The 26,255-nt window shown below is 71.4% G+C and carries 17 protein-coding genes; 4 read left to right on the top strand and 13 right to left on the bottom strand.

Features of this window, described 5'->3' with window-relative positions; genetic code table 11:
- Positions 1–137: 137 nt before the first annotated feature.
- Positions 138–4,556, bottom strand: coding sequence for an Rne/Rng family ribonuclease (locus tag ACFYNS_RS24680; RefSeq protein WP_388605110.1), 4,419 nt, complete (start codon positions 4,554–4,556; stop codon positions 138–140).
- 246 nt (positions 4,557–4,802) lie between these two features.
- Positions 4,803–5,600 carry a TIGR03936 family radical SAM-associated protein gene (locus ACFYNS_RS24675; RefSeq protein ID WP_360294593.1) on the bottom strand — a complete coding sequence of 266 codons (798 nt, stop codon included), beginning with the start codon at positions 5,598–5,600 and terminating at the stop codon, positions 4,803–4,805.
- A gap of 516 nt (positions 5,601–6,116) precedes the next feature.
- On the opposite strand from ACFYNS_RS24675, the gene ACFYNS_RS24670 reads away from it, so the two are divergent.
- On the top strand, positions 6,117–7,805 hold the full coding sequence (locus ACFYNS_RS24670) for a recombinase family protein (RefSeq protein ID WP_388605108.1): 1,689 nt from the start codon (positions 6,117–6,119) through the stop codon (positions 7,803–7,805).
- Positions 7,806–8,317: 512 nt separating this feature from the next.
- On the opposite strand, the gene ACFYNS_RS24665 is transcribed toward ACFYNS_RS24670, so the two are convergent.
- The 11 genes from ACFYNS_RS24665 to ACFYNS_RS24615 form a co-directional block, all read right to left on the bottom strand.
- Complete coding sequence (locus ACFYNS_RS24665) at positions 8,318–8,479, bottom strand: hypothetical protein (RefSeq protein ID WP_360294588.1); 162 nt, start codon at positions 8,477–8,479, stop codon at positions 8,318–8,320.
- Positions 8,480–8,502: 23 nt separating this feature from the next.
- Positions 8,503–10,434 (bottom strand): TIGR03960 family B12-binding radical SAM protein, encoded by a 1,932-nt coding sequence (locus tag ACFYNS_RS24660; RefSeq protein ID WP_388605107.1) that lies wholly within the window; start codon positions 10,432–10,434, stop codon positions 8,503–8,505.
- Between the two features lie 160 nt (positions 10,435–10,594).
- Positions 10,595–11,794, bottom strand: coding sequence for a rod shape-determining protein RodA (gene rodA / locus ACFYNS_RS24655; protein WP_360294582.1), 1,200 nt, complete (start codon positions 11,792–11,794; stop codon positions 10,595–10,597).
- Positions 11,791–14,100 carry a penicillin-binding protein 2 gene (mrdA, locus tag ACFYNS_RS24650; RefSeq protein ID WP_388605105.1) on the bottom strand — a complete coding sequence of 770 codons (2,310 nt, stop codon included), beginning with the start codon at positions 14,098–14,100 and terminating at the stop codon, positions 11,791–11,793. Before mrdA ends, rodA begins: the two co-directional genes overlap by 4 nt.
- 115 nt (positions 14,101–14,215) lie before the next feature.
- A complete protein-coding gene (gene mreD / locus ACFYNS_RS24645) occupies positions 14,216–14,950 on the bottom strand; it encodes a rod shape-determining protein MreD (protein ID WP_388605118.1) in 735 nt (244 codons plus the stop codon).
- Between the two features lie 23 nt (positions 14,951–14,973).
- A complete protein-coding gene (mreC, locus tag ACFYNS_RS24640) occupies positions 14,974–15,909 on the bottom strand; it encodes a rod shape-determining protein MreC (RefSeq protein ID WP_360294576.1) in 936 nt (311 codons plus the stop codon).
- A gap of 127 nt (positions 15,910–16,036) precedes the next feature.
- Entirely contained in the window at positions 16,037–17,056 is a 1,020-nt protein-coding gene (locus tag ACFYNS_RS24635) for a rod shape-determining protein (RefSeq protein WP_026004902.1), read from the bottom strand.
- A 258-nt stretch (positions 17,057–17,314) separates the two neighbouring features.
- A complete protein-coding gene (gene ndk, locus ACFYNS_RS24630) occupies positions 17,315–17,728 on the bottom strand; it encodes a nucleoside-diphosphate kinase (protein ID WP_019358134.1) in 414 nt (137 codons plus the stop codon).
- A gap of 129 nt (positions 17,729–17,857) precedes the next feature.
- A complete protein-coding gene (locus ACFYNS_RS24625; RefSeq protein WP_360294573.1) occupies positions 17,858–18,220 on the bottom strand; it encodes a DUF4233 domain-containing protein in 363 nt (120 codons plus the stop codon).
- A complete protein-coding gene (locus ACFYNS_RS24620) occupies positions 18,221–19,780 on the bottom strand; it encodes a bifunctional folylpolyglutamate synthase/dihydrofolate synthase (RefSeq protein WP_388605102.1) in 1,560 nt (519 codons plus the stop codon).
- 285 nt (positions 19,781–20,065) lie between these two features.
- On the bottom strand, positions 20,066–22,699 hold the full coding sequence (locus ACFYNS_RS24615) for a valine--tRNA ligase (protein ID WP_388605100.1): 2,634 nt from the start codon (positions 22,697–22,699) through the stop codon (positions 20,066–20,068).
- Between the two features lie 132 nt (positions 22,700–22,831).
- Here ACFYNS_RS24615 and ACFYNS_RS24610 point away from each other — a divergent pair, with 132 nt between their 5' ends.
- The 3 genes from ACFYNS_RS24610 (at position 22,832) to ACFYNS_RS24600 (ending at position 26,223) form a co-directional block, all read left to right on the top strand.
- Positions 22,832–23,935 carry a hypothetical protein gene (locus tag ACFYNS_RS24610; protein WP_388605099.1) on the top strand — a complete coding sequence of 368 codons (1,104 nt, stop codon included), beginning with the start codon at positions 22,832–22,834 and terminating at the stop codon, positions 23,933–23,935.
- A gap of 577 nt (positions 23,936–24,512) precedes the next feature.
- Positions 24,513–25,442: a hypothetical protein gene (locus ACFYNS_RS24605; RefSeq protein WP_360294563.1), complete on the top strand. Its 930-nt coding sequence runs from the start codon at positions 24,513–24,515 to the stop codon at positions 25,440–25,442.
- A gap of 7 nt (positions 25,443–25,449) precedes the next feature.
- Positions 25,450–26,223, top strand: a complete 774-nt coding sequence (locus ACFYNS_RS24600; protein WP_360294560.1) for a hypothetical protein — start codon at positions 25,450–25,452, stop codon at positions 26,221–26,223.
- Positions 26,224–26,255 lie beyond the last annotated feature (32 nt).

Raw genomic sequence — 26,255 nt, 5'->3', positions numbered from 1 at the left:
CGGTTTGGCACCTGGCCCCGCCCCCCCTGCACAGCACACGCGTTGGGAAAGGGGCCCCCCACCCCCCCGGGGGGCCCCGCGGGCGCCCCCGGCCCGGGGGGGGGGGGGGGGCCCGGCCCCCCCCCCCCCGCAGCGGGTCACTCCTCGGAGGCGGCGGCGGAGACCGAGGCCCCGCCTTCCTGCTCCGCCGCGGCCGTCTTCCTGGTGGCCGTCTTCTTGGCGGTCTTCTTCGCGGTCTTCTTCGCCGCCGCCTTGCCGGCCGCCTTCTCCGCCGACTTGGCGGGCTTCTCGGCCGCCTTCTCCGCCGACTTGTCCGCCTTGGCCGCCGTCTTGGCCGCCGTCTTCTTCGCGGCGGTCTTCTTGGCCGCCGCCTTCTTCGCCGGGGCCTTCTTGGCCGCCTTCTTCGCGGCGGTCTTCTTCGCCGGAGCCGCGGTCTCCTCCTCCGAGGCGGTGGCGGTGACCGTGCGGGTCACACGACGCCGCGGGCGGAGCGGAGCCGCATCCGTGACGACCTCGCCGGCCGCCGGCACCGGCTCGGCGGCAGCGGCCGGTGCGGCCGCCTCGTCCGCCGCGACGACCAGCACGGCTGCCGTGTCGTCACCCGTGCGGGGCGCACCGGCGGGCGCGCTCACCTTGCGCGTCGCCCGGCGGCGGGGCCGGGCCCCGGGCTCCGCCGCTTCCGGACCGGTGGCCGCCGCTGCGGCGGGCTCGGCCGGGGCCGCGGACTCCGCCGACGCCGGAGCGGGCTCGGCCGCGGCGGGCCGGGCTTCCGGCTCCGGGGCCGCGGGCTCGACCACCTCGACGGTCCGGGCGGGCTCACCGCCGGTCCGGGGCGCCCCCGCGGGGGCGCTCGCCTTCCGGCTGCCGCGCCGCCGCGTACGTCCTCCGCGTGCCGCGGCCGCGGCGGCCTCCGCCTCGGCGGCGCTGCTGAAGAGCTCCTCGTCCGGCACGAACTCGACCGGTGCCGGCGCGGTGACATCGGCCGCCTCGGCAGCCGCCTCGGAGGGCTCCACCGCGGCGGCGGCCGGAGCGGTGGCGGGCGAGGGCTCGGGCTGCGCCTCCGCGGCCTGCCGGTCGCCGGTCTTCGGCTCCGCCTTGCCCTCCGCCTTGCCTTCCGCCTTGCCTTCCGCCTTGGCCTCGCCCTTGCTGTCGCCCTTCTTGCCCTTCTTGCTCTTCTTTCCGCCGCCGCCGACGGCCACGGCCTGGTCCAGGTGCACGATGACGCCGCGCCCGTTGCAGTGCACGCACTGCTCGGAGAAGGACTCCAGCAGCCCCTGGCCGACCCGCTTGCGGGTCATCTGCACCAGGCCCAACGAGGTGACCTCCGCCACCTGGTGCTTGGTGCGGTCCCGGCCCAGGCACTCCAGCAGGCGGCGCAGCACCAGATCGCGGTTGGACTCCAGGACCATGTCGATGAAGTCGATCACGATGATGCCGCCGAGGTCGCGCAGCCGCAGCTGGCGCACGATCTCCTCGGCCGCCTCCAGGTTGTTCCTGGTGACCGTCTCCTCCAGGTTTCCGCCCTGGCCGGTGAACTTCCCGGTGTTGACGTCGACGACGATCATCGCCTCGGTCCGGTCGATCACCAGCGAGCCGCCGCTGGGCAGCCACACCTTGCGGTCCAGCGCCTTGGCGAGCTGCTCGTCGATGCGGTACGTGGCGAAGACGTCCACGTCCGAGGTCCACTTCTGCAGCCGGTCGCTCAGATCGGGGGCCACGTGGGAGACATAGCCGTGGATGGTCTCCCACGCCTCGGCGCCGCTGACGATGACCTTGGAGAAGTCCTCGTTGAAGATGTCGCGCACCACGCGGACGGTCATGTCCGGCTCGCCGTAGAGCAGCGTGGGCGCGTTGCCCTTCTGGGACTTCTTGCGGATCTCCTCCCACTGGGCCTGCAGCCGCTCGACGTCGCGGCGCAGCTCGTCCTCGCTGGCGCCCTCGGCCGCCGTGCGCACGATCACACCGGCGCCCTCGGGGACGACCCGCTTGAGGATCTGCTTGAGCCGCGAGCGCTCGGTGTCGGGGAGCTTGCGGCTGATACCCGTCATGGAGCCCTCGGGCACATAGACCAGGTAGCGGCCCGGCAGCGAGACCTGGCTGGTCAGCCGGGCGCCCTTGTGGCCGATCGGGTCCTTGGTGACCTGCACCAGCACCGACTGGCCCGACTTGAGCGCGGTCTCGATCCGGCGCGGCCCGTTCGCCATGCCCAGCGCCTCGAAGTTGACCTCGCCCGCGTACAGCACGGCGTTGCGGCCCTTGCCGATGTCGACGAACGCGGCCTCCATCGACGGCAGCACGTTCTGCACCTTGCCGAGGTAGACATTGCCGACGTACGAGGTCGACTGCTCCTTGTTGACGAAGTGCTCGACCAGCACGTCGTCCTCGAGGACGGCGATCTGGGTGCGCTCCCCGCTCTGCCGGACGACCATCTCGCGCTTGACGGCCTCGCGGCGGGCCAGGAACTCCGCCTCGGTGATGATCGGCACCCGGCGGCGGCCCTGCTCACGGCCCTCGCGGCGGCGCTGCTTCTTGGCCTCCAGCCGGGTGGAGCCCTTGATGGCCTGCACCTCGTCGGTCGGCTCGTCCTTCTTCTTGCGCGGCTCGCGGACCTTGACGACGGTGCGCTCGGGGTCGTCCTGGGGGGCGGGCTCGTTCCCGGAGCCGTCCGCGTCACCGGACCGGCGGCGGCGCCGGCGACGGCGGCGCGAGCTGCTGCTGGAGCCGCCCGAGGAGGCGGCCTCGCCCTCGTCGCCTTCGGCACCCTCGGCGGCTTCCGCTCCGGCCGACTCGGCGGCAGCGGGCTCCTCCGCGGCCCCGGAGCGGTCCTCCCGCTCCTCGCCCTCGGTGCCCTCGGCCTGCTCCGCGCCCTCGCCGCGGCGCCTACGGCGACCGCCCCTGCGGCGGCGGCGCGCGGGGCGCTCCTCGCCTTGGGCGCCCTCCTGCTCCTCGCCCTCAGCACTCTCGGAACCCTCGGACTGCTGGTCGGCGGCCTCACGGTCCTGCTCGTCCCGGGCGGCGGGCTGCTGCTCACCGGACTCGGCGCGGCGGCGCCGGCGCCGGGTGGGCTGCGTCTCCTCCCGCTCCGCGGCATCGGCCTCCGGCTCCTCCCGACCGGCCTCCGCACGGCGCTCCGCCTCGGCGGCCGCGGCGGCGGACTGCGGGGTCTGGAAGGCGGGCTCGGTGAAGACGGGGGGCTGGAACATCGCCATCGGCGGCGCGGCCCGCTTCCGGCGCCCCGCGCGGGCCTCGGACTTCCCGGCGGCCTCGGGCTTCCCAGCGGCCTCGGACTTCCCGGCGGTCTCGGACTTCTCGGCGGCCTGGGGCGCGGCGGACTCCTCCTGCGGCGCCTCGGCGGTCTTGGCCGCCTTGCCCTTCCGGCTCGTCCTGGCCGGCTTGCCGCCCTCCGGCGCCCGGTCGGAGGCGGCGGTGCCCTCCGACTCGGCCGCCCCGGCGGTGTCGGCGGCGCTCTGCTCCGCCCCGGCGGCGGGCGCGGAACCGGCCCGCGACGCCCGGCGCCGGGTACGCCCGGTGGGCGCGGACTCGGCCGCGGTCTCGGCGGCGGTGCCGGCAGCGGCCTCCGCGGGCGTCCCGGTCTGCGACTCGGCGGCCCCGGACTCGGCGGCCGCGGACTCGGCAGCCGCGGTCTTGCGGGTGCCGGCGCGGCGGCGGCTGCGCGGCTTGGACTCGGCCGCTTCCGCCCCGGCCGCACCGGAGTCGTCCGCTGCCGCGCTCGGCGCGGGCGCTGCGGACTCCGCGGTCCCGGCGCTCTCCGCGGGCTCGGCCGCGGTCGTCGTCTCCCGGCTGCTCCGGCGACGGGTGGCCGCGGGCTTCTCCTGCTCGGCCCCCTCGGCGCCCTCGGCCGTCCGGCGGCTGGTGGCGCGGCGGCGCGTGCGGGGCTTCGGCTCCTCGGCGTCAGCGGTCCCCTCGGCGGCGGCCGCGGACTCGGCTTCGGACCCGGCTGCCGGAGCGGGCGAACCCGCGGGCGCGGTGGCCTTGCGGGTGGCGCGGCGGCGGCCCCCGGCCTTCGGCGGCTCGGTGCCGACCTCGACAGTGCCGCCCGCGGTCTCCGGCTGCGCGGCGGGTGCGGTCTGCTCGGCGGCCTCCGGCTGCGCGGCGGGCTCGGCCGGGGCCGGTGCTCCGGCGGGCGCGGTGGCCTTGCGGGTGGCGCGGCGGCGCGGCCGGTCAGCCGGGGCCGGAGTGTCGCCCGAGTCGTCCCGGGGCCCGGCGTCCTGCGCACCGTCGGCGGCGCTGCCCTGCACCGGCGACGGCCGGGAAGCAGTGTCCCCGGCGTCCCCGGCGTCCCCGGCGGGCGGCCCCGCGGGGCGGCTGGCGGCGCGGCGGCGGCGCGGCGGCAGAGTGTCGCTCGGGGTGCTGAGGGCGCCACCGGCGGTCTCGGGGGCCCCGGCGGTTCCGCCGCCGACGGTGCTGCCGCGGTCGGCGACCGATCCGCCGGAGGGACCGGCGGCACCGGGGACGGTGGCCTCGGAGGCTTCCGCGGAAGCGGCGGCTCCGGCTGTGGGCGCCGCGGATTCGTTGGATTCAGTTGGTTCAAGCATGCGGGCGGTTCTCCCGTCACGCTCCCGGGCGCCGCGCTCGTGGGGTCCGGGGCGGCTCACCCTGGGGTGGGCCGCTCTCCGGGGCGCGGGCGCCGCACGGGAGCTGTCGTGTCACTCGCCGGTTCCGGCCCTTGTCCGGCCCGGCTACGGCGAAAGTCTGCTGGTCTGTGCGTTCGCCTGCCGTACGGCTGCCCGGGTGGCTCCCTGGCGTGCGTCGTCGGCGGCGGCGCGGCTTCGGCGGCTGCCCTACGCGGTGCCGCCCGGCACCGTCGCGGCGCTGGAAACCCCTGAGCCGATGGGCTCCGGAAGCGCGTCGCGGTCAGGTGCGAACGGGTCGGTCACCGTGCCGGTCTCCTCATCGAGCGGCCCCTGCGCCAGCCTGGTCACCGCTGCGGGGACCGGCGGCGCCAGGTCGGCCGTAGCGCGGAGACCGGACAGGACGTCGTCGGGTCGTACGGCAGGTGTCACGTGTCGTACTACCAGCCGCAGTATCGCACAGGCCCCCTCGCCCGGCCTATCGGTGCCGGTGGAGGTGTCAGCGCCGGCGGGCTGCGCGGTGGCGGTCAGCGAGCGGACGGCTGCCCGGGCGTCGAAGGAGCGGACGCCTTTCTTGGTCTGCCGCTGCACCTCGACGGTCTCCGCGGCCAGGAAGTCCGCCACCGCCTGCTGCGCCTGCGCCGGGGAGACGCCGTCGAGCCGGATCTCCCACACGGAGGCCTGGAGCCGGTCGCTGAAGTCGGAGCCGTGCGCCTCGACCACGTCGACGAGGTCGAGGCCGTCTGGCATGCACGCGTCGAGCTGGGCGCGCAGCTCCTCGGGGTCCCGGTGCCGGACGAGGCCGATCTCCAGGTACTCCGCCTCGCTGCCGGTGCCGGTGGGGGCGGCGTTCGCGTAGCTGACCTTGGGGTGCGGGGTGAAACCGGCGGAGTACGCCATGGGTACCTCGGCGCGGCGCAGGGCCCGCTCGAAGGCGCGCTGGAAGTCGCGGTGGCTGGTGAACCGAAGGCGGCCCCGCTTCGTGTAGCGCAAGCGGAGGCGCTGCACAGCAGGTGCGGGCGGCGGGCCTTCGGGCTGTCGCTTGCCCAGTGGTTCTCTCCTCGGTGCCGGGCGTCGCGCGAGGCGCGGCCGCCCTCGTCTGACGGATGTGTCCTGCGTCGTGTACGGAGGCGGAAGTCCGCACGCACCGCCGCGGTGGCGCCCCCGGATGGCGGGGCCGTCACCCGCGGCCGCCGGGCACGTCCAAGTGGGCCGGGCCCGGGGCTTTCGTCCGGGCCGCCGGCCCCGGAGGCCCGGGTCCGTGCGGATGATCCTGCTGCCCAGGGTACGCGGCTGCCCCGCGGCCGCGGCCGCCGCTCCGTCGGACGGGGCCTCCCGGGCGGGTGCAGCGGGCCCGGCCCGGTCCGGCCCGCACGGCGGACACACGGAGTCCCCGGCCCGCCCGGCGCGGGCCGGAGCGGAGCCGGGCTACTGGACCACGGTCAGCGGCAGCAGCTTCTTGCCCGTCGGGCCGATCTGGATTTCCGTGTCCATCTGAGGACACAAAGACACGGACTCAAGATAATGTCCGGCGACGTGAAGACGTACAACGTAGAGACCGAGTGGACCGCCTCAGACCGGGCCCTGCTGGAGGAGCTGACGAGGGCGGAGGCCCTGCTCCCCGAGGACGCTCCCCGAGCCCTGCTCTCCATCCGCCTGTCTGTGCTGACGGACGACACTACGTCGCCAGTGAGACAGGAGCTCGATCTCCGCATGTTGGCGAGAGACAAGGGATACCGCGTCGTCGGTGTCGCATCGGACCTCAACGTGTCGGCCACGAAGGTCCCGCCGTGGAAGCGGAAGTCTCTCGGCGCGTGGCTCAACAACCGAGTCCCCGAGTTCGACGCTCTCCTCTTCTGGAAGCTCGACCGCTTCATCCGTCGCGTGACGGATCTCTCGACCATGATCGAGTGGTGCGAGCGGTACGGGAAGAACCTGGTCTCGAAGAACGACGCGATCGACCTCGGTACGCCTGCTGGCCGGATCATGGTCACGCTCATCGGTGGTATCGCTGAGATCGAGGCAGCGAACACGTCGACCCGTGTGACGTCACTGTGGGACTACACACGGACTCAGGACGCATGGCTTGTCGGTAAGCCTGCGTACGGCTACGTCACGACCAGGATCAACGGAAAGCCTGCCCTTGCCATCGAGCCCGACGCGCACAAGGCGCTGCACTGGGCTCGCCGCATGGCTCTGCGAGGGGTGTCCGCCCGTCGCATGGTTCTGTGCATCGTCCGCTCTGGACTCATGACCGCCGGGCTCACCCCGTCAACTCTGCTCCGTCGCCTTCGAAACCCGGCGCTCATGGGGTACCGGGTCGAAGAGAACAAGCAGGGCGGGAAGCGGCGGAGCAGGACCGTCCTCGGCAACGACGGCAAGCCGATACGGGTCGCTCCCCCGATCGTCACCGAGGAGGAGTTCGAGAGCCTTCAAGCGGCGCTCGACCGCCGAAGCAAGAATCAGCCTGCCCGGCAGGCAGGCGGAGCTACGCAGTTCCTTGGTGTGCTGATCTGCGTCGACTGCTCAACCAACATGACCGCGCAGAAGACGAGCCACAAGGGGCGGGACTACACCTACTTGCGGTGCGGCGAGTGCAAGAGCGGAGGGCTCGGCGCTCCGAACCCGCAGGGCGTGTACGACGTGCTGGTGAGCGATGTCCTCCGAGTCCTCGGGGACTTCCCCGTGCAGGTCCGTGAGTACGCGCGAGGAGCCGAAGCCCGCGCCGAAGTGAAGCGTCTCGAAGAGGCCATCGCCTACTACATGACCGAGCTCGAACCGGGAGGCCACTACACGAAGACGCGGTTCACGCGGGAGCAGGCGGAGAAGGCGCTCGACAAGCTCACGGACGAACTGAACGCCATCGACCCCGAGACCACACAGGACCGGTGGGCCCTCGTCCACAACGGGAAGACGTTCCGCGAAATGTGGGAAGAGGGCGGCATGGAGGCCATGGCGGAGGACCTGCGTCGAGTCGGCATCACGTGCGAGGTGACCCGGACAAAGGTCAAGGGAGTGCGCGCTCCGTCCGTGCACCTGCGGTTGAAGATCCCTCGCGACGTACGCGAGCGTCTCGTCATCAAGAGCGACGCCTTCGCCGCTCAAGTGCAAGCACAAGAAGGGGGCGCTCCCGCGCCCAGACAGAGCAGGGCTGCCAGGCGTCGTTCTACGCAACCCGGCGTCCTCCCGCCGGGGGGCAGCGCAGGCCCATGACCAGGTAGGACGAGCGCGGACAGGAGCAGGTCGACGTCCTGAACGGTGGGCAGGGTCCGGCCGTTCTCAATCTTCGAGAGCTTCCCTGCGGGCTACCGCGTCACCGGTCAGTCCCGATGCTTCCCGCAGTGCCCGCAGGGATCTCCCGATCGACTCCGTGGTCAGGGATGCCGCTCCCAGTAGGCCGCGAACGGCACGGCGCGGGTGAGCGCCACGTCACGGTAACCCTGGTACTCCCTCAGTCGGTCGGCAGGCAGGAGCTCACTGCCGATGAACTTGCCGCGGGGTTGCCGTTCTCGCAGTCCGGGTCTCCCGACAGCTTCCGCAGCGGTGCGCCCACGGCTTCCCCCTCACGTCGCCAGTCAGTGTCCCGATCGATGCTTCCGACCTGCGGGCAGCAGGGTCAAGATCTTCGGCTTTCCAGAACGGGAAAGCCCTTCATCTGTGCGGGAGCCGCATCCCACAACGAGCGAGAGGCGCCGGACTGTCACTGTCCGAACGCCTCTCATCGATCACACCCACTCGACCGAAGAGACGATGCTCTCGGCTCGCCGGGGAGCGGGCAGCGGCGTGCGGCGCACCCTACGGGGCGCCTGCTCGCGCCCCTTCGCGCCGAGCGAGCGAAGCATCTCGGCACGCTCCACCTCGGTCAGACCAGCGATTGTCTCAGCCACCTGCCGGACCGTATCGCCGCTGGTCACGAGGACTTCTTGACCGTCAGCGGAAGCAGCTTCCTACCGCTGTCGCTCAGTTGTGGCCACGTATCAAATTGCGGGCACACCCCGCAGTCGAAGCAGGGGTCCCAGCGGCAGTCCGGGACCTCGGTCTCGTCGAGGGCGTCCTGCCAGTCCTCCCAGAGCCAGTCCTTGTCCAGGCCCGAGTCGAGGTGGTCCCAGGGGAGCACCTCCTCGTAGGAGCGCTCGCGTGTGGTGTACCAGTCGACGTCGACGTCAGCGCCGCGCAGCGCCTCGGCTGCCGACTCCATCCACAGGTCGTAGGAGAAGTACTCGCGCCAGCCGTCGAACCGGCCGCCGCGCTCGTAGACCTCGCGGATCACCGCACCGAGGCGGCGGTCGCCGCGGGAGAGCAGGCCCTCGACGATGCCCGGCTTGCCGTCGTGGTAGCGGAAGCCGATGGAGCGGCCGTACTTCTTGTCCCCGCGGATCGCGTCGCGCAGCTTGGCCAGCCGCGCGTCGGTCTCCTCGGGCGAGAGCTGCGGTGCCCACTGGAAGGGGGTGTGCGGCTTGGGGACGAAGCCGCCGATGGAGACGGTGCAGCGGATGTCGTTGGACCCGGCGACCTCACGGCCCTTGGCGATGACGCGGGTGGCCATGTCGGCGATCTGCAGGACGTCCTCGTCGGTCTCGGTGGGCAGCCCGCACATGAAGTAGAGCTTCACCTGACGCCAGCCGTTGCCGTAGGCCGTGGCGACGGTGCGGATCAGGTCCTCCTCGGAGACCATCTTGTTGATGACCTTGCGGATGCGCTCGCTGCCGCCCTCGGGGGCGAAGGTGAGGCCGGAGCGGCGGCCGTTGCGGGTCAGCTCGTTGGCCAGGTCGATGTTGAAGGCGTCGACGCGGGTGGAGGGCAGGGACAGGCCGACCTTGTCCTCCTCGTAGCGGTCGGCGAGGCCCTTGGCGACGTCGCCGATCTCGCTGTGGTCGGCGGAGGAGAGGGAGAGCAGTCCCACCTCCTCGAATCCGGTGTTCTTGAGGCCCTTGTCGACCATCTCGCCGATGCCGGTGATGGAGCGCTCCCGGACCGGGCGGGTGATCATGCCCGCCTGGCAGAAGCGGCAGCCGCGGGTGCAGCCGCGGAAGATCTCCACCGACATCCGCTCGTGGACGGTCTCGGCGAGCGGGACCAGCGGCTGCTTGGGGTAGGGCCACTCGTCCAGATCCATCACGGTGTGCTTGCTCACCCGCCACGGGACGCCGGAGCGGTTCGGCACGACGCGGGAGATCCGCCCGTCGGCCAGGTACTCGACGTCGTAGAAGCCCGGCACGTACACCCCGCCGGTCTTCGCGAGCCGCAGCAGCAGCTCCTCCCGGCCGCCGGGGCGCCCTTCGGCCTTCCAGGCCCGGATGATCTCGGTGACCTCCAGCACGGCCTGCTCGCCGTCACCGATCACCGCGACGTCCAGGAAGTCGGCGACGGGCTCCGGGTTGAACGCGGCGTGGCCGCCCGCCATCACGATCGGGTGGTCCTCGGTGCGGTCCCGGGCGTGGAGCGGGACGCCGGAGAGGTCGAGGGCGGTGAGCAGGTTGGTGTAGCCCAGCTCGGTGGAGAAGGAGACGCCGAGGACGTCGAAGGCGCCGACCGGGCGGTGCGCGTCGACGGTGAACTGCGGGACGTCGTGCTCCCGCATCAGCTTCTCCAAGTCGGGCCAGACGCTGTAGGTGCGCTCGGCCAGCACGCCCTCGCGTTCGTTGAGCACTTCGTAGAGGATCATGACGCCCTGGTTGGGCAGGCCGACCTCGTAGGCGTCCGGGTACATCAGCGCCCAGCGGACGTCCGTCGCGTCCCAGTCCTTGACAGTGGAGTTCAGCTCACCGCCCACGTACTGGATCGGCTTCTGGACGTGCGGGAGGAGGGCCTCTAGCTGGGGGAAGACCGACTCGACGGGCATCTGGGGCGCGCTTTCGTACGGAGGACAGGGCCAGTCGTCCAGAGTAACGGTTGGTTCGGGCCCGTCCCGATGGCCGTGCGCCCGCACCGCTGTGCGCGGCCGCCGGGAGGGGCGGCGCACAGCGGTGCGGGCGGGGCTGCGGCGCGCGGCGGGGCCGCGGCTAGGCCGCTATCGGGCGCTGGGTGCGGATCGACTGCAGCAGTCCGACGGCGATCCAGACCGCGAACATGGAGGTGCCGCCGTAGGAGACGAACGGCAGCGGGAGGCCGGCCACCGGCATGATGCCGAGTGTCATGCCGATGTTCTCGAACGCCTGGAAGGCGAACCAGGCGATCACGCCCGCCGCGACGATGGTGCTGTAGAGCTCCGTGGACTCCCGGGCGATCCGGCAGGCGCGCCAGATCAGCACGCCCAGCAGCACGAGGATCAGCCCGCCGCCCACGAAGCCCAGTTCCTCGCCCGCGACGGTGAAGACGAAGTCCGTCTGCTGCTCGGGGACGAACTGACCGGTGGTCTGGGTGCCCTCGAAGAGACCCTTGCCGGTGAGGCCGCCGGAGCCGATGGCGATACGGGCCTGGTTGGTGTTGTAGCCGACGCCCGCCGGGTCGAGTGCCGGGTTGGCGAACGCCGCGAACCGGTTGATCTGGTACTCGTCCAGCAGGCCGAGCGCCCACACCAGGACCGCTCCCCCGGCCCCTGCCAGGCACAGTCCGATGACCCAGCGGTTGGAGGCGCCGGAGGCGAGCAGGACCGCGAGCACGATGACGACGAGCACCATCACCGAGCCGAGGTCCGGCATGGCCAGGATGACCGCGATGGGCAGGGCCGCCATGCCGAGCGCGTGCAGCACGGTGCGGTGGTCGGGGTGGTCCTGGTCGCCCGCGTCGACCTTGGCGGCCAGCAGCATGGCCATCCCCAGGATCACCGTGATCTTGATGAACTCGGCGGGCTGGACGGTGAAGCCGCCGCCGAGGTTCAGCCAGGCGCGCGATCCGTTGATGGTGGCGCCGAGCGGGGTGAGGACGCAGAGCGCGAGCAGCACGGTGAGGCCGTAGAGCACGGGTACGGCGCTGCGGAGTCTGCGGTGGCCGAGCCAGACGGTGCCGATCATCAGTGCGATGCCGATGCCCAGGCTGATGACGTGCCGGACCAGGAAGTACCGCGGGTCGCCCTGGTTGAGCTCGGTGCGGTTGCGGGTGGCGGAGTAGACCAGCAGCGAGCCGATGATCGCGAGCGCGACACCGGCGAGCAGGATGATCCAGTCCATCCGCCACACGACGGAGTCCCGCGCGGTGAGCCGGTCCCAGGCCGAGCGGGGGCGCGGTCCGTAGCCGCCGAGTGCGAACGTCCGGCTGGTCATGGGCGGTCACCTCCGGCGGACTCGCGGGTGGCGCCGGCCTGCTGGGCGCCGTCCCGGCGGCGCTGCTGCTGCTCGCCCTCGTTGCGTGCGGCCTCGCCCTCGCGCCGGGTCTCGGGGGTCTCGCCGGGCGGTGCGGTGGAGGGGCCCTGGCCGGACGGCGAGGCGGAGGGACTCTTGGAGGGGTCGTCGGCGGGCCGCTTGTCGCGCTGGGCGACGATGGCGCCGTCCTTGTCGATCTTCGGCAGCTTGGTCTGCGGCTTGGGCAGCAGGGCCTTCTTCTTGTCGATGCCGCCGTCGGAGCCGACGCCGTACATGGCGTTGTAGATCTCGCGGACGGCTGGGCCGGAGGCGCCGGATCCGGTGCCTCCCTGGGAGATGGTCATCACGACGGTGAAGTCGTCGGTGTAGGTGGCCAGCCAGGAGGTGGTCTGCTTGCCGGCGACCTCGGCGGTACCGGTCTTGGCCCGGATCTTGACCTTGTTCTGCGGCCAGCCCGCCTCGCCGAACCGCCAGGCCGCCGTGCCGTGGGTGGCCACGCCCTGGAGGCCCTTGTCGATCTTGCGGAGGGTCTTGTCGCTCACCGGGAGCTTGCCGTGCGCGTGCGGCTCGATCTCCTTGACGGACTTGCCGTCGGGGCTGACGACGGCCTTGCCGATCGTGGGGTCGTGCAGGGTGCCGCCGTTGCCGAGCGCCGCGTAGATCGTGGCCATCTGGATCGGGGTGACCAGGGTGTCGCCCTGGCCGATGGAGTAGTTGACGCTGTCACCGGCCCGCATCTTCATACCGGAGACGCAGTTCTCCTTGGCGATCTTCTCGGCGTAGCTGGGGTCGTCCCCGGCGTTGTCGGCCTGCTTGCACCAGGCGTCCTTGTTGGCCTTCCAGTAGTCCTTCTTCCACTGGCGGTCCGGGACACGGCCCTCGACCTCGTTGGGGATGTCGATGCCGGTCTTCTCGCCGAGGCCGAACTGGTGGGCGGTCTTGTAGAACCAGTCCTTCGCGCCCTTCTTGGGCAGGTTCCCGCCGTCCTTCTTCCACTCCTTGTAGGCGAGGCGGTAGAAGACGGTGTCGCAGGAGACCTCCAGCGCCCGGCCGAGGTTGATGCCGCCGAAGCTCTCCGACTCGAAGTTCTTGAAGACCTGGCCGCCCACCTCGAAGTCCGAGGAGCAGTCGTAGCGGCCGTCGAACGGGTAGCCGGCCTTGACTGCCGCGGAGGTGGAGATGACCTTGAAGATGGAGCCCGGCGCCGCCAGACCCTGGATTCCGCGGTTGAGCAGCGGGTAGTTGGACTTCTTCCCGGTGAGCTTCGCGTACTCCTTGCCGGAGATGCCGCCGACCCAGGCGTTGGGGTCGTACTCGGGGTTGGAGGCCATGGAGACGACCCGCCCCGTCTTGTTCTCCAGTACCACGACGGCGCCCGCGTCGGCCTTGTAGTTGCGGCCGGTGTTCTTGTCGAACTTCTTGCGGGCGTCCTTCATCGCCTTGTCGAGCTGCTTCTCGGCCACCGCCTGGAGGCGCGAGTCGATCGAGGTGACCAGATTCGAGCCGGGGCGGGCCTTGTCCCGCTCGGCCTCGCCCATCACGCGTCCGAGGTTGTCCACCTCATAGCGGGTGACTCCCGAGGAGCCGCGCAGTTCGCTGTCGTAGGACCGCTCCAGGCCGTTGCGGCCGACCTCGTCGGAGGCCAGGAACGGCGAGTCGGTGTCCTTGGCCTTCTCGATCTCGTCGTCGGTGACGGGCGAGAGGTAGCCGAGTACCTGCGAGGTGTTGGCGCCGTGCGGGGCCGGGTAGCGCCGGACGGCCTCCGGCTCGGCGGTGATCCCGGGGAAGTCCTCGGAGCGCTCCCGGATCTGCAGGGCCTGCTTGGGCTCGGCGTCGTCGGTGACCGGGATCGGCTGGTAGGGGGAGCCGTTCCAGCACGGCTGCGGAGTCTCCGCGTTGCAGAGCCGCACCTTCTCCTCGACCGTCTTGGGCGACATGCCCAGGACCTTGGCGAGCCGTTCCAGGACGGCCTTGCCGTCGTCGTCCTGCTTCATCAGCTCGGTGCGGGAGGCCGAGACCACCAGGCGGGTCTCGTTGTCGGCGATGGGCACGCCCCGCGCGTCCAGGATCGAGCCGCGGGTGGCGGGCTCGACGACCTGCTGGACGTGGTTGCCCTTGGCCTCCTTCTGGTATTCGTCGCCGTTGCGGATCTGGAGGTACCACAGTCGGCCGCCCAGCGTCAGCAGCAGCGACAGCACCAGGATCTGGATGGCGACCAGCCGGATGGTGACGCGGGAGGAGCGGCCGGTCTCGGGAATGTTGGTCACGGCGCGCAACGCCTCCTCGAAGGGCGGTGGTCGGCCCGGTGGTCGTGGCCGGCGGGCGCCGGGCGGGAAGCCGGGAGGAGAACCGAGGGGAAAGCCGGGTGGGAAGGAGCGCGCGTCACAGCCGCTTGACCCCCTTGATCTTCCCGGCCTTGCCACGGCCGCTGAGGTTCACGGCCTTGTTGCGCGAGGTCCGCTTGCCGGTCTTGAGCCCCTTGCCGCCCTTGCCGAACACGCTGCCGCTGCCGCTCTTGCCGAACACGCCGCCGCCGAGCTGGGCGTCCAGGCTTCCGCCGGAGGTGAGCCAGCCGTAGGCGCGCATCCCGCCGTCCGCGCTGCCGCCGCCGGGTTCGCCCCCGATCGGGTCCTTCTCGCCGCGCCGCGCCAGGGACATGATCAGCGGGACCACGAACGGCGCCAGCAGCAGGTCGTAGAGGGTCGCGGTGAGCAGCATTCCGCCGAGTCCGTCGGGGCGGGCCACGGTGTCCCCGACCAGGGCGCCGACCCCGGCGTACAGCAGGGTGGAGCCGATGGCGGCGGAGGCGACGACGAGCATCGGCACGGTGGCCGAGCGGTGCTGTCCGCCCTCCGGCTTGGTCAGCCCGGCGGCGTAGCCGATCAGGCAGAGAACCAGCGCGTAGCGGCCCACGGCGTGGTCGGCGGGTGGGGCGATGTCGGCCAGCAGTCCGGCGGCGAAGCCCACCAGGGCGCCGGCGGTGTGACCGTAGACCAGTGCGAGGCCCAGCACGACGAGCAGCAGCAGGTCGGGCACGGCACCCGGGAGCTGGAGTCTGGCCAGCACGGTGACCTGCAGCATCAGGGCGACGACCACGAGAGCGGCCGAGAGCAGCATCCGGTTGAGGAGGTGCACGGGGATCAGCTCCTGGGCGAGGAGGTGGCGCCGGGCGTCTTGGTGACGGTCACCGTGGGGGCGGGCTTGGGCTTCGGGGGCTTCTTGGATTTGAGGACCTCGTCGCGCGGGTCCTTGCGCGGCGGCTTGACGACGATGCCGACCACGTCCAGTCGGGTGAAGCCCACGTAGGGCCGCACCCGTACCGTCCGGGTGAGGTCGCCCTGGTGCCGGTTGATCTTGGTGACCTCGCCGACCGGGACGCCGGGGACGAACGGCTTGTCCTCGCTGGAGCCGAAGGTGACCAGCCGGTCGCCCTTCTTCACCTTGGCCTTGCCGTTGAGGAGCTGGACGGAGAGGGCGTTGCCGCCGCGCCCGGTGGCGAAGCCCAGCTCGTTGCTCTTCTCCATGCGGGTGCCGACGGTGAAGTCGGGGTCGTTGGCCAGCAGCACGGTGGAGGTGGAGGGGCCGACGGTGGTCAGCCGGCCGACCAGTCCGTCGCCGTTCAGCACGGTCATGTCGCGGCGCAGTCCGTCCTCGCGGCCCGCGTCGATGGTGACGGTCCAGGAGAATCCCTGGGCCGCGCCGATCGCGACGACCTGGGCGCCCTTGACGCCGTAGCCGCCCGCCCCGGCGGTCTTGAGGAGCTTGTCCAGTTCCTTGGCCCGGGCCCGGTTGCGGTCGCTGGAGCCGAGCTTCTGGCGCAGTGCCGCGTTCTCCTGCTCCAGCCGGCTGAGTCTGTCGTGGCGGGCACCCGAGTCGCGGACGGCGGCGACGGCGTTGCCGACGGGGTCGACGGCCGAGGCCATACCGTTCTCTACCGGGCCAAGGACGGAGGCGGCGGACTGCCGTGCTCCGTCGAGCGGAGACTGCTCGCCCCCTCTGAGGTCCACCGTGATCAGTGCGAACGCGATGGCGATCAGCAGGACGAGCAGCAGCCGGCTTTCTCGTGTGTCCCTCACGTGGGGCGGCCGTGCCTTTCTGTGGGGCAGCCCCGCCTGGGCGGGGTGCATGGCGGGGGCCGCCACTGCGTTCGAACGACCCGCCGCGTGAACGGTCAGTTGTTGCGCACCGGCGCGCGCTCGGGGCTCAGCGGCGCGGCTGCGCGTCGAGCACCTGCTGGAGCGCCTCGAACTCCTCGACGCACTTGCCGGAGCCGAGCGCGACCGAGTCCAGCGGGTCCTCGGCGATGTGGATCGGCATCCCCGTCTCCCGGCGGAGCCGCTCGTCCAGACCGCGCAGCAGCGCGCCACCGCCGGTGAGCACGATGCCGCGGTCCATCACGTCACCGGACAGCTCCGGCGGGCACTTGTCGAGGGTGGTCTTGACCGCGTCGACGATCGCGTTGACCGGCTCCTCGATGGCCCTGCGGACCTCGGCAGCGGAGATCACCACGGTCTTGGGGAGTCCGCTGACCAGGTCGCGGCCGCGGATCTCGGTGTGCTCGTCCTTGTCGAGGTCGTGCGCCGAGCCGATGGTGATCTTGATGCTCTCGGCGGTGCGTTCGCCGAGGAGGAGACTGTACTCCTTCTTGATGTGCTGGATGATCGCGTTGTCGAGCTCGTCTCCCGCCACCCGGATGGACTGCGCGGTGACGATGCCGCCGAGCGAGATCACGGCGACCTCGGTGGTGCCGCCGCCGATGTCCACCACCATGTTGCCGGTCGCCTCGTGGACGGGCAGCCCGGAGCCGATCGCCGCGGCCATCGGCTCCTCGATGATGTGCACCTGGCGGGCACCCGCCTGGGTGGACGCCTCGATGACGGCGCGGCGCTCGACTCCGGTGATACCGGAGGGGACGCACACCACCACGCGGGGGCGGGCGAGATAACGCCGCTTGTGGATCTTCAGAATGAAGTAGCGGAGCATCCGCTCGGTGATCTCGAAGTCGGCGATCACGCCGTCCTTCAGGGGCCTGACGGCCACGATGTTGCCAGGGGTGCGGCCGATCATCTTCTTCGCCTCGGCGCCGACCGCGAGGATTCCGCCGGTGTTGGTGTTGATCGCGACGACGGACGGCTCGTTGAGGACGATCCCGCGACCCCTGACGTACACCAGCGTGTTGGCGGTCCCGAGGTCGACAGCCATATCACGGCCGATGAACGACATATTGGTTCCCATGGATGCGTCTGGCCTTCCAAGTGGGGCGATGTGGTGTGCGGCTACGGAAGGATGTGGAGTACCTCGCCGGCATGCTCGAAACGCGAGGCTTCCATCGTAGACGCGGTTGCTCGAACACGTGGAGACGGTTCCTCCGCCATTGTCGGCGGAAGTCCGAACGGCCACCGTAATGGTGACGTCGTGTCGGAGCCGAGCCCCGGTCCATTCCGCCTCAGGCGGTCGATTCGGCGGCGGGCGAGGCCCGGCTCAGGAGAATCGGGGGAAGAAGATCTTCATCTCCCGTGCGGCCGACTCCTCCGAGTCCGAGGCGTGGATCAGATTCTCCCGCACAATGGTGCCGAAATCTCCGCGGACCGACCCGGCGGGGGCCGCGATCGGGTCGGTCGGCCCGGCCAGCGCCCGCACTCCCTCGATCACCCGTTCGCCCTCGACGACCGCGACGACGGACGGGCCGGAGGCCATGAACTCCATCAGCGGCTGGTAGAACGGCCGGCCCTCGTGCTCGGCGTAGTGCTGCTCCAGCGCGGCCCGCTCCAGCGTACGCAGCTCCATGGCCGCGATCGTCCACCCCGCCTTGCGCTCGATACGGCCGATGATCTCGCCCACCAGACCGCGTGCGACGGCATCGGGCTTGAGGATGACGAGGGTGCGCTGGGTCATGCGTGCGGCTCCTTGGCTGCGGTCGTACGGTGAGCAGAGGCTACCTGCGGCCCGCGGCCGCTCCGACGCCGGGGAGCACTTTTCCGCCGCCCGGGTGGCACCCGCGCCTCGGCGGATGCCGTCCGCGCCTCAGCTCGCGGCCTCGGCCTCGCCCGTCGGCGCGGCCGCGGCCGCGAAGCGCGCCTTCGCCTCGTCGACCTTCCGGCCGAAGTGCACCGAAGCCCACCAGAGTCCGGCGAAACAGGCACCCAGGAAGAACATCGCGGGGACCACGAACCCGCTGGCCACCAGGGCGATCTGGAGCACCCAGCCGAGGTGGACACCACCCGGACGGGTGAGGACGCCGCACAGCAGCAGGCACACCACCATGGCGACCCCGCTGACCGTCCAGACGGTGGCCGCCGAAAGGTCACTCGTCTGCATCGCGACCAATCCGGCGAACCCGATGACGAAGAACTCGCCGATCAGCGTGGACGCGCACAGCGTTCGCATCTAGCGCCCCCCGCCGAGCAGCAGCCGGGCCTCGCCGACCGTGATGACCGAGCCGGTGACCAGCACCCCGGCCCCGGCGTACTCGCCCTCCTCCTCGGCGAGGGTGACCGCTTCCTCCAGCGCCGCGTCCAGCCGCGGCTCCACCTGGACCCGCTCGTCGCCGAAGACCTCCACGGCGAGCGCGGCCAGCGCGTCCACATCCATCGAGCGGTGGCTGGAGTTCCGGGTGACGACGATCTCCGCGAAGATCGGTTCGAACGCCTCCAGCAGTCCGCGCACATCCTTGTCGGCGCTGGGGGCCACGACTCCGACGAGCCGGCTGAAGTCGAACGCCTCGCTGACGGCCTCGGCCGTGGCGAGGGCGCCGCCCGGATTGTGCGCCGCGTCCAGCAGCACCGGAGGACTGTTGCGCACCAGTTCCAGGCGGCCCGGCGAGGAGACCGCGGCGAACGCCTCGCGGACCACGTCGATGTCGAGGGTGCGGGCCTGCTGCTGGCCGATACCGAAGAACGCCTCCACGGCGGCCAGCGCCACGCACGCGTTGTGCGCCATGTGCGCGCCGTGCAGCGGGAGGAAGATGTCCGGGTACTCGCCGCCCAGGCCGCGCAGCGTGAGCTGCTGGCCGCCGACGGCGAGCTGCCGGGAGACCACGCCGAACTCCATGCCCTCGCGGGCGACGGTCGCGTCCACCTCCACGGCCTTCTTCAGCACCACGGAGGCCGCCTCCACCGGCTGCTGGGCCAGCACCACGGTGGCGTCCGGCTTGACGATCCCGGACTTCTCCTGAGCTATCCGCTCGGGCGTGTCGCCGAGCCGGTCGGTGTGGTCGAGGGAGATGGGGGTGATGACGGCGACGCCCGCGTCGATCACGTTGGTCGCGTCCCAGGTGCCGCCCATGCCGACCTCGACGACGGCCACGTCCACCGGCGCGTCGGCGAACGCGGCGAACGCCATCGCGGTGAGGACCTCGAAGAAGGAGAGCCGGTAGTCCTGCTGCGCGTCCACCATCTCGACGTACGGCTTGACGTCCTCGTACGTCTCGATGAAGCGCTCGGCCGAGAGCGGCGCGCCGTCGACGCTGATGCGCTCGGTGACCGACTGCACGTGCGGGGAGCTGTAGCGCCCCGTCCGCAGCTCGAAGGTGCCCAGCAGCGCCTCGACCATGCGCGCCGTGGTGGTCTTGCCGTTGGTGCCGGTGATGTGGATGGAGGGGTAGGAGCGCTGCGGCTCGCCCAGCACGTCGACCAGCGCGGCGATGCGCTGCACCGAGGGGTCCAGCTTGGTCTCGCCCCAGCGGGTGGCCAGCTCCTCCTCCACCGCCCGCAGGGCCCGGTCCACCTCAGGGTCCTCGGGGCGGGCGGGCACCGGCTCCGGCTGCGGGGGTCCGGCCTGGGCCCGCAGGGTGCGGCTGCCCGCCTCGATCACCGCCAGATCGGGATCGCGGTCGGTCTCTTCCCCGACGATCTCCTCGAAGGAGGAGGGCCGCGGCTCGTGCGGCTCGGACTCGTGGGGCTCGGGTTCGTGCGGCCGGGACTCGTCGGGCTGGGGCTCGTCGCTCACGCGACCAGTCTACGTAAGGGTCCGGCGTCGGACGGGGGTGCGTTCGGACAGACCGGACGACCACCCCCGCCAGGTGGCGCAATGTGCCATGCGGGCATATTGCGCTGCTACGCCCGTGCCCGACTCCCTGACCCGAACCCTGCTCGCCCTCCGGCGGAACGCCCCGGCCGGACAGTGCCGGAACGGGTGCGGCACGGCGGCCCGGACGCACGGACGGCGGTGTGGAACCGACCCGGGGCCGGTTCCACACCGCCGGTCACGCGGACGCGCCTGCCGTGCGGCCGGTCAGCCGAGCCGCTCCAGCTGCTGCCGCAGCCGGTCGATGTCGGCCTCCGCAGCGGCCTTGCGGCCTCGGATCTTCTCCACCACCTGGTCGGGCGCCTTGGCCAGGAATGCCTCGTTGCCGAGTTTCGCGCCGGTCTGCGCCAGCTCCTTCTCGGCGGCCGCCAGGTCCTTGGCCAGCCGCTTGCGCTCGGCCGCCACGTCGATCGCGCCGGAGAGGTCGAGGCTGACCGTCGCACCGGCGACCGGCAGCGAGGCCGTGGCCTGGAACCCCTCCCCCGCGGGCTGGAGCCGCAGGAGCTGCCGGATGGCGTCCTCGTGGGCCACCAGCGGGGTGCCCTGCACCGCCAGGTCGGCGGGCACCTTCTGGCCCGGCTGGAGACCCTGGTCGGCGCGGAAGCGGCGGACCTCGGTCACCGCCTGCTGGACGGTGGCGATCTCCCGCTCCGCCTCCGCGTCGCGGAACCCGGAGTCCTGCGGCCAGTGCGCGACGACCACGGACTCGCCGCCCGTCAGCGTCGTCCACAGGGTCTCGGTGACGAACGGGACGACGGGGTGCAGCAGCCGCAAGGTCACATCCAGCACCTCGCCCAGCACGCGGCGCGAGACCTCGGCGGGCCTGCCGCCCTTGGCGAAGGTGGTCTTGGACAGCTCGACGTACCAGTCGAAGACCTCGTCCCACGCGAAGTGCCGCAGCGCGTCGGAGAGCTTGGCGAACTGGTAGTCGTCGTAGTAGCCGTCGACCTCGGTCAGCACCTCGTTCAGCCGGGAGAGGATCCAGCGGTCGGTGGCCGCCAGCTCACCGGCCTCCGGCAGCGGTCCCTCGACGGTCGCCCCGTTCATCAGCGCGAAGCGGGTGGCGTTCCAGATCTTGTTGGCGAAGTTGCGGGACGCCTTGACCCAGTCCTCGCCGATCGGCACGTCCGTGCCCGGGTTGGCGCCCGAGGCGAGGGTGAAGCGCAGCGCGTCGGAGCCGTAGGCGTCCATCCAGTCCAGCGGGTCGACGACGTTGCCGAAGGACTTCGACATCTTCTTGCCGTGCTCGTCGCGGACGAGGCCGGTCAGCGCGATGGTGTGGAAGGGCGGCTCCTCCATCACATACGTGCCGAACATCATCATCCGGGCCACCCAGAAGAAGATGATGTCGTAGCCGGTCACCAGGACGTCGGTGGCGTAGAACGTCTCCAGGTCCGGCGTCCGGTCCGGCCAGCCGAGCGTGGAGAACGGCCACAGCCCGGAGGAGAACCAGGTGTCCAGCACGTCCGGGTCCTGGTGCCAGCCCTCGCCTGCGGGCGGCTCCTCGTCCGGGCCGACACAGACGACCTCGCCGTCGGGGCCGTACCAGACCGGGATGCGGTGCCCCCACCACAGCTGGCGCGAAATCGTCCAGTCGTGCATGTTGTCGACCCAGTCGAAGTACCGGGAGGACATGTCGGCCGGGTGGATCCTCACCCGGCCGTCGCGGACGGCGTCGCCGGCGGCCTGTGCGAGCGGGGCGACCTTGACCCACCACTGCATGGACAGCCGCGGCTCGATCGTCGTCTTGCAGCGGGAGCAGTGCCCGACGCTGTGCACGTAGGGGCGCTTCTCCTCCAGCACCCGGCCCTGCTCACGCAGCGCGGCAACGATCGCCGAGCGCGCCTCGAAGCGGTCCAGGCCCTGGAAGGGGCCGTGCGCGGTGATGACACCGCGCTCGTCCATCACCGTGAGCATCGGCAGCCCGTGCCGGCGGCCGATCTCGAAGTCGTTCGGGTCGTGCGCCGGCGTCACCTTGACCTGCCCGGTGCCGAACTCCGGGTCGACGTGGCTGTCGGCGACGACGGGGATGGTCCGGTCGGTCAGCGGCAGCTTGATCTGCTTGCCGATCAGGTGCTGGTAGCGCTCGTCGTCGGGATGGACGGCGATCGCGGTGTCCCCGAGCATCGTCTCGGCGCGGGTGGTGGCGACGACGACGGTCTCCTCGCCCTCGCCGTACCGGAGCTGGACCAGTTCCCCGTCGTCCTCCTGGTACTCCACCTCGATGTCGGAGATGGCGGTCAGGCAGCGCGGGCACCAGTTGATGATCCGCTCGGCGCGGTAGATCAGCCCGTCGTCGTACATCTTCTTGAAGACGGTCTGGACGGCGCGCGAGAGGCCCTCGTCCATGGTGAAGCGCTCGCGGGACCAGTCGACGCCGTCGCCGAGGCGCCGCATCTGGCCGAGGATCCTGCCGCCGTACTCCTCCTTCCACCGCCACACGCGCTCGACGAACGCCTCCCGGCCGAGGTCCTGGCGGGACTTGCCCTCCTCGCCGAGCTGCTGCTCGACCTTGTTCTGGGTGGCGATGCCCGCGTGGTCCATACCGGGCAGCCACAGCGCCTCGTAGCCCTGCATCCGCTTGCGGCGGGTGAGCGCGTCCATGAGGGTGTGCTGGAAGGCGTGCCCGAGGTGCAGGGACCCGGTGACGTTCGGGGGCGGGATGACGATGGTGTAGGGCGGCTTGCCGCTCTTGGCGTCGGCCTCGAAGTAGCCCCGCTCCACCCAGCGCTCGTACAGCTTCCCCTCTACCTCGGCCGGCGCGTACTGGGTCGGCAGATCTGCGGGGGCGGCGCTGTTCGGCCCGTCGGCTGCCGGGCTCTGCTGAGTGTTGTCGGTCACGACGGCCAGTGTACGGGCGTCCATGCCCCGTTCTCGAACCGGTTCGCGGACCGGTGACGCACACCCTGGCGGCATCCGTCACTATGTGCGGAGCGCATTCGACGACTTGTCCACGGAGGGGAAGCGCCGCTCATGAGCAACCAGCAACCCGGCCCTTACGGCCAACAGCCAGGGCAGCCCGGGCCGTACGGCCAGCAGCCGGGTCCGTACGGGCAGCCGCCGCAGCAGGGCGGCCCCAGCCCGTACGGCGGCGCCCCCGGGCAGCCCGGTTACGGCTACCCGCAGCAGCCGCCGCCACAGCAGCCACCCGGACCGCCGCCACAGGGCTACGGCTTCCCGCAGCAGCAGGGTGCGCCGGGCCAGCCAGGTCCGGGCGACCCCTATGGCCAGCCGGGGCCCTACGGTCAGTCCGACCCCTACGGCCAGCCCGACCCTTACGGCCAGCAGGGGCCCTACCAGCAGGGGCCCTACGGTCAGCCCGGGCCGCCGGTGCCGCCACAGGGCGGTGGCGGCAAGGGCAAGACGATCGGCATCGTGGTCGGCGCCCTGGTGCTCGTGGCGGCCGTCATAGGCGGCGTCGTCCTGTTCACCGGCACGGACGACGACGAGGGCGGCGGCGGCAAGGGCGGCGGCGCCGCGGTGGCCGACGACGGCAAGAAGTACAAACTCATCACCCCGGCGACGGTGGCCGACGAGTTCGACAAGAAGCCCGGCTCGGAGAACAGCTCCTCGAACGGGTTCAGCGACTCCGACAAGGAGAAGTTCGAGCAGTTCGGCGTCAAGGACCCCAAGAACGTCTCGGCCAGCTATGAGAGCGGCACCGGCGTCAACGCGAAGAAGCTCAGCTTCGGCGGTGTCTACGGCGAGATCGAGAACCCGGAGGCCGTCGTCGACGCGGCGCTGCTGATGGTGGCGAACGAAGCCAAGAAGGACCCGGACACCAGCGGGGGCGGCAAGGCCGAGCTGGACGGAGAGCCGCAGGAGGTTCACCCCAGCGGGCTTGAGGACGACGCGGTGATGAAGTGCCAGAACGTCAAAATCACCCCTTCGCCCGGGGACACCTCGAGCATGAAGGAATTCACCATGCCCTTTTGCATGTGGGGTGACCACAGCACCATCGGCTTCGTCGTGACTGCCTCCACGGCTGACGTGCTCAGCGGCAAGGACACTCCCGCCTCCGAGGCCGGCGAGACCACAGCCAAGGTTCGCAAGGACGTCCGCGTCCCGATCAAGTGAGTTGACGGAGGGTATGCCTCGTCCCCGGGACATACCCTCCGCACTTGCGAGCGTCGCTTCAGGCTCAGCGCGCCGCGTAACTACAGGCCCTCGACTGGACCGTCGAGTTCTTGACCCCGGCCTCAGTCATCAGCGTGACGCACACCCCCCAGAACGCGACCCCCTTGGACCCAGCGCTGCACGCCTCTCTCACCTTGGGGCCAATCTTGTAACCCTTTTTCCCCATGTAGTTGATGCACTGAGAGGTCGACGCCTGTGCCGGAGCCGCTGTAGCGAGAGGCGTCAAGACACCCGCCAACAAGAGACCGGCCGTAACCAACAACACCTGGAGCTTTCGCGACACAACTACACCTCTTCACACTACCTCTGTCAGGACTCCATCACTCTAAGTGTTTATGATCTTGTTCGTCAATGTGAACGTGCTCGAATGCAGCTCGGCGCACCAGGAAAACCGCGCGGACGTTCACGATGCCGTCCCCAGTTGGACCCAATCTCGTCCCCGGTGCGGCGCCCTCGTCGTGCATCCGTCAAGATGTCGTAGCGCGTTCAAGCACATCAACGGAGGGGAAGCGCCGCCATGAGCCAGAACCAGCCGGGTCCCTACGGGCAAGACCCCTACGGGCAGCAGCCGCAGCAGCAGCCCGGTTACGGGTACCCGCAGCAGCCGCCCCAGCAGCAGCCCGGCTACGGCTACCCCCAGCAGGGCCAGCCCCAGCAGCAGCCCGGCTACGGCTACCCCCAGCAGGGCCAGCCCCAAGGCGGCGCTCCGTACGGCCAGCCGGGCCAGCCACAGGGCGGCGCTCCCTACGGGCAGCCGGGCCAGCCGCAGGGCGGCGCTCCGTACGGACAGCCCGGACAGCCGGGGATGCCCGGACAGCCGCACCCGGGGATGCCGATGCCGCCGCAGGGCGGCGGGGGCAAGGGCAAGACCATCGGCATCGTGGTCGGCGCGCTGGTCGTCGTGGGGGCCATCATCGGCGGCCTGTTCCTGTTCGGGGTCGTCGGGGGCGGCGACTACAAGCTGGACGCGCCGCAGTCCATAGGCGAGTACCAGCGCAAGGGCGAGCCCGAGACGGGCAAGGGCGGCCAGGTCAAGGTCGGCACCAGCGGGGACAAGAAGCAGGACATCCCCGGGATGGACCCCGAAGGCCACATCAGTGCGCAGTACACCGCCGGTGAGAAGAAGCTCAACTTCAGCGGCGCCTACGGCACCCTGGACGACCCCGAGAAGGGCGTGGACTGGCTGCTGGGCCAGCTCGAGAAGACCACCGGCGGGTCGGCGAAGGCCGCGGGCGAGCCGAAGAAGGTGAGCCCCGCCGGGTTCGACGGCGACCTCATGAAGTGCCAGGACTACAAGATCATGGGCACCACCATGCCGGTGTGCGCCTGGGCCGACGACAGCACCATCGCCATCGTGACCGCCGCCGACGGCAGCGGCCCCGCCTCCTCGGACGAGACCGCCGAACTGACCGCGAAGGTCTACGGCGCGGCCCGCGTCGAGAAGTGAGCCGAGCATGAGCGCACCGCCTCCGGCCCCCTACGGGGCGGGCGGATACGGGCAGCCTCCGGGCCCCGGCGCCGGTCCTCTCGGACCGCCGCCGGGGCCCGGTTTCGGCGCGCCCGGACCCTACGGCGCGTGGCCACCGCCTCCCCCTCCGCGCCGCCGCGGCCTGGGCGGCGGCGCCATCACGGCCATCGTGCTGGGCAGCCTGGCCGCGGTCGGGGTCCTGCTCTTCGCCCTCGTCTCGCTGATCCGCGCCGCGCAGCCGCACGGCACCGAGAAGATCGCCTTCCCGGCCACGCTGGAGAGCGGCAGATACCACCGCGTGGTCGGCGACGCCCGGGTGGAGGCCCAGGAGCGGACGCTCCAGGGCAAGTTGCCCGACGACGGCACCGCCAAGGTGGCCACCTACACCGCCGGGGCGTCGGACCGGCCGACGGGCAGCGGCCTGGCCATCGCGGGCGCCTACGGCGACATCGACGCCCCCTCGTCCCGGATGCGCAAGGACATGCTGGACGGCATGCGGCAGAGCCAGGCCGGCGAGGTGATCGGGGAGCGCCGGGAGTTCGCGCCGGGCGCGGGCGACGTGGAGGTCTCCTGCCAGCTCATCCGGATCAGCCAGAACGGCGTCTCCGTGTACGCGCCCGCCTGTGCCTGGGCGGACTCCTCGACGGCCGCCACCGTGCTGGACCTCGACATCGCCCACACGAGTCCGGCCAGCGTCGACCTGGCGGAGTTCGCGCGGGTCACGGTACGCATCAAGGACCAGGTGACCGTGCCGAAGTAGCCGCGCGGCCGGTCGGCGACGACCGGCAGTCC

The sequence above is a fragment of the Streptomyces sp. NPDC006925 genome (genome assembly GCF_042869575.1).
Taxonomy (GTDB): domain Bacteria; phylum Actinomycetota; class Actinomycetes; order Streptomycetales; family Streptomycetaceae; genus Streptomyces.
This window is presented reverse-complemented; position numbering and strand designations above follow the sequence as displayed.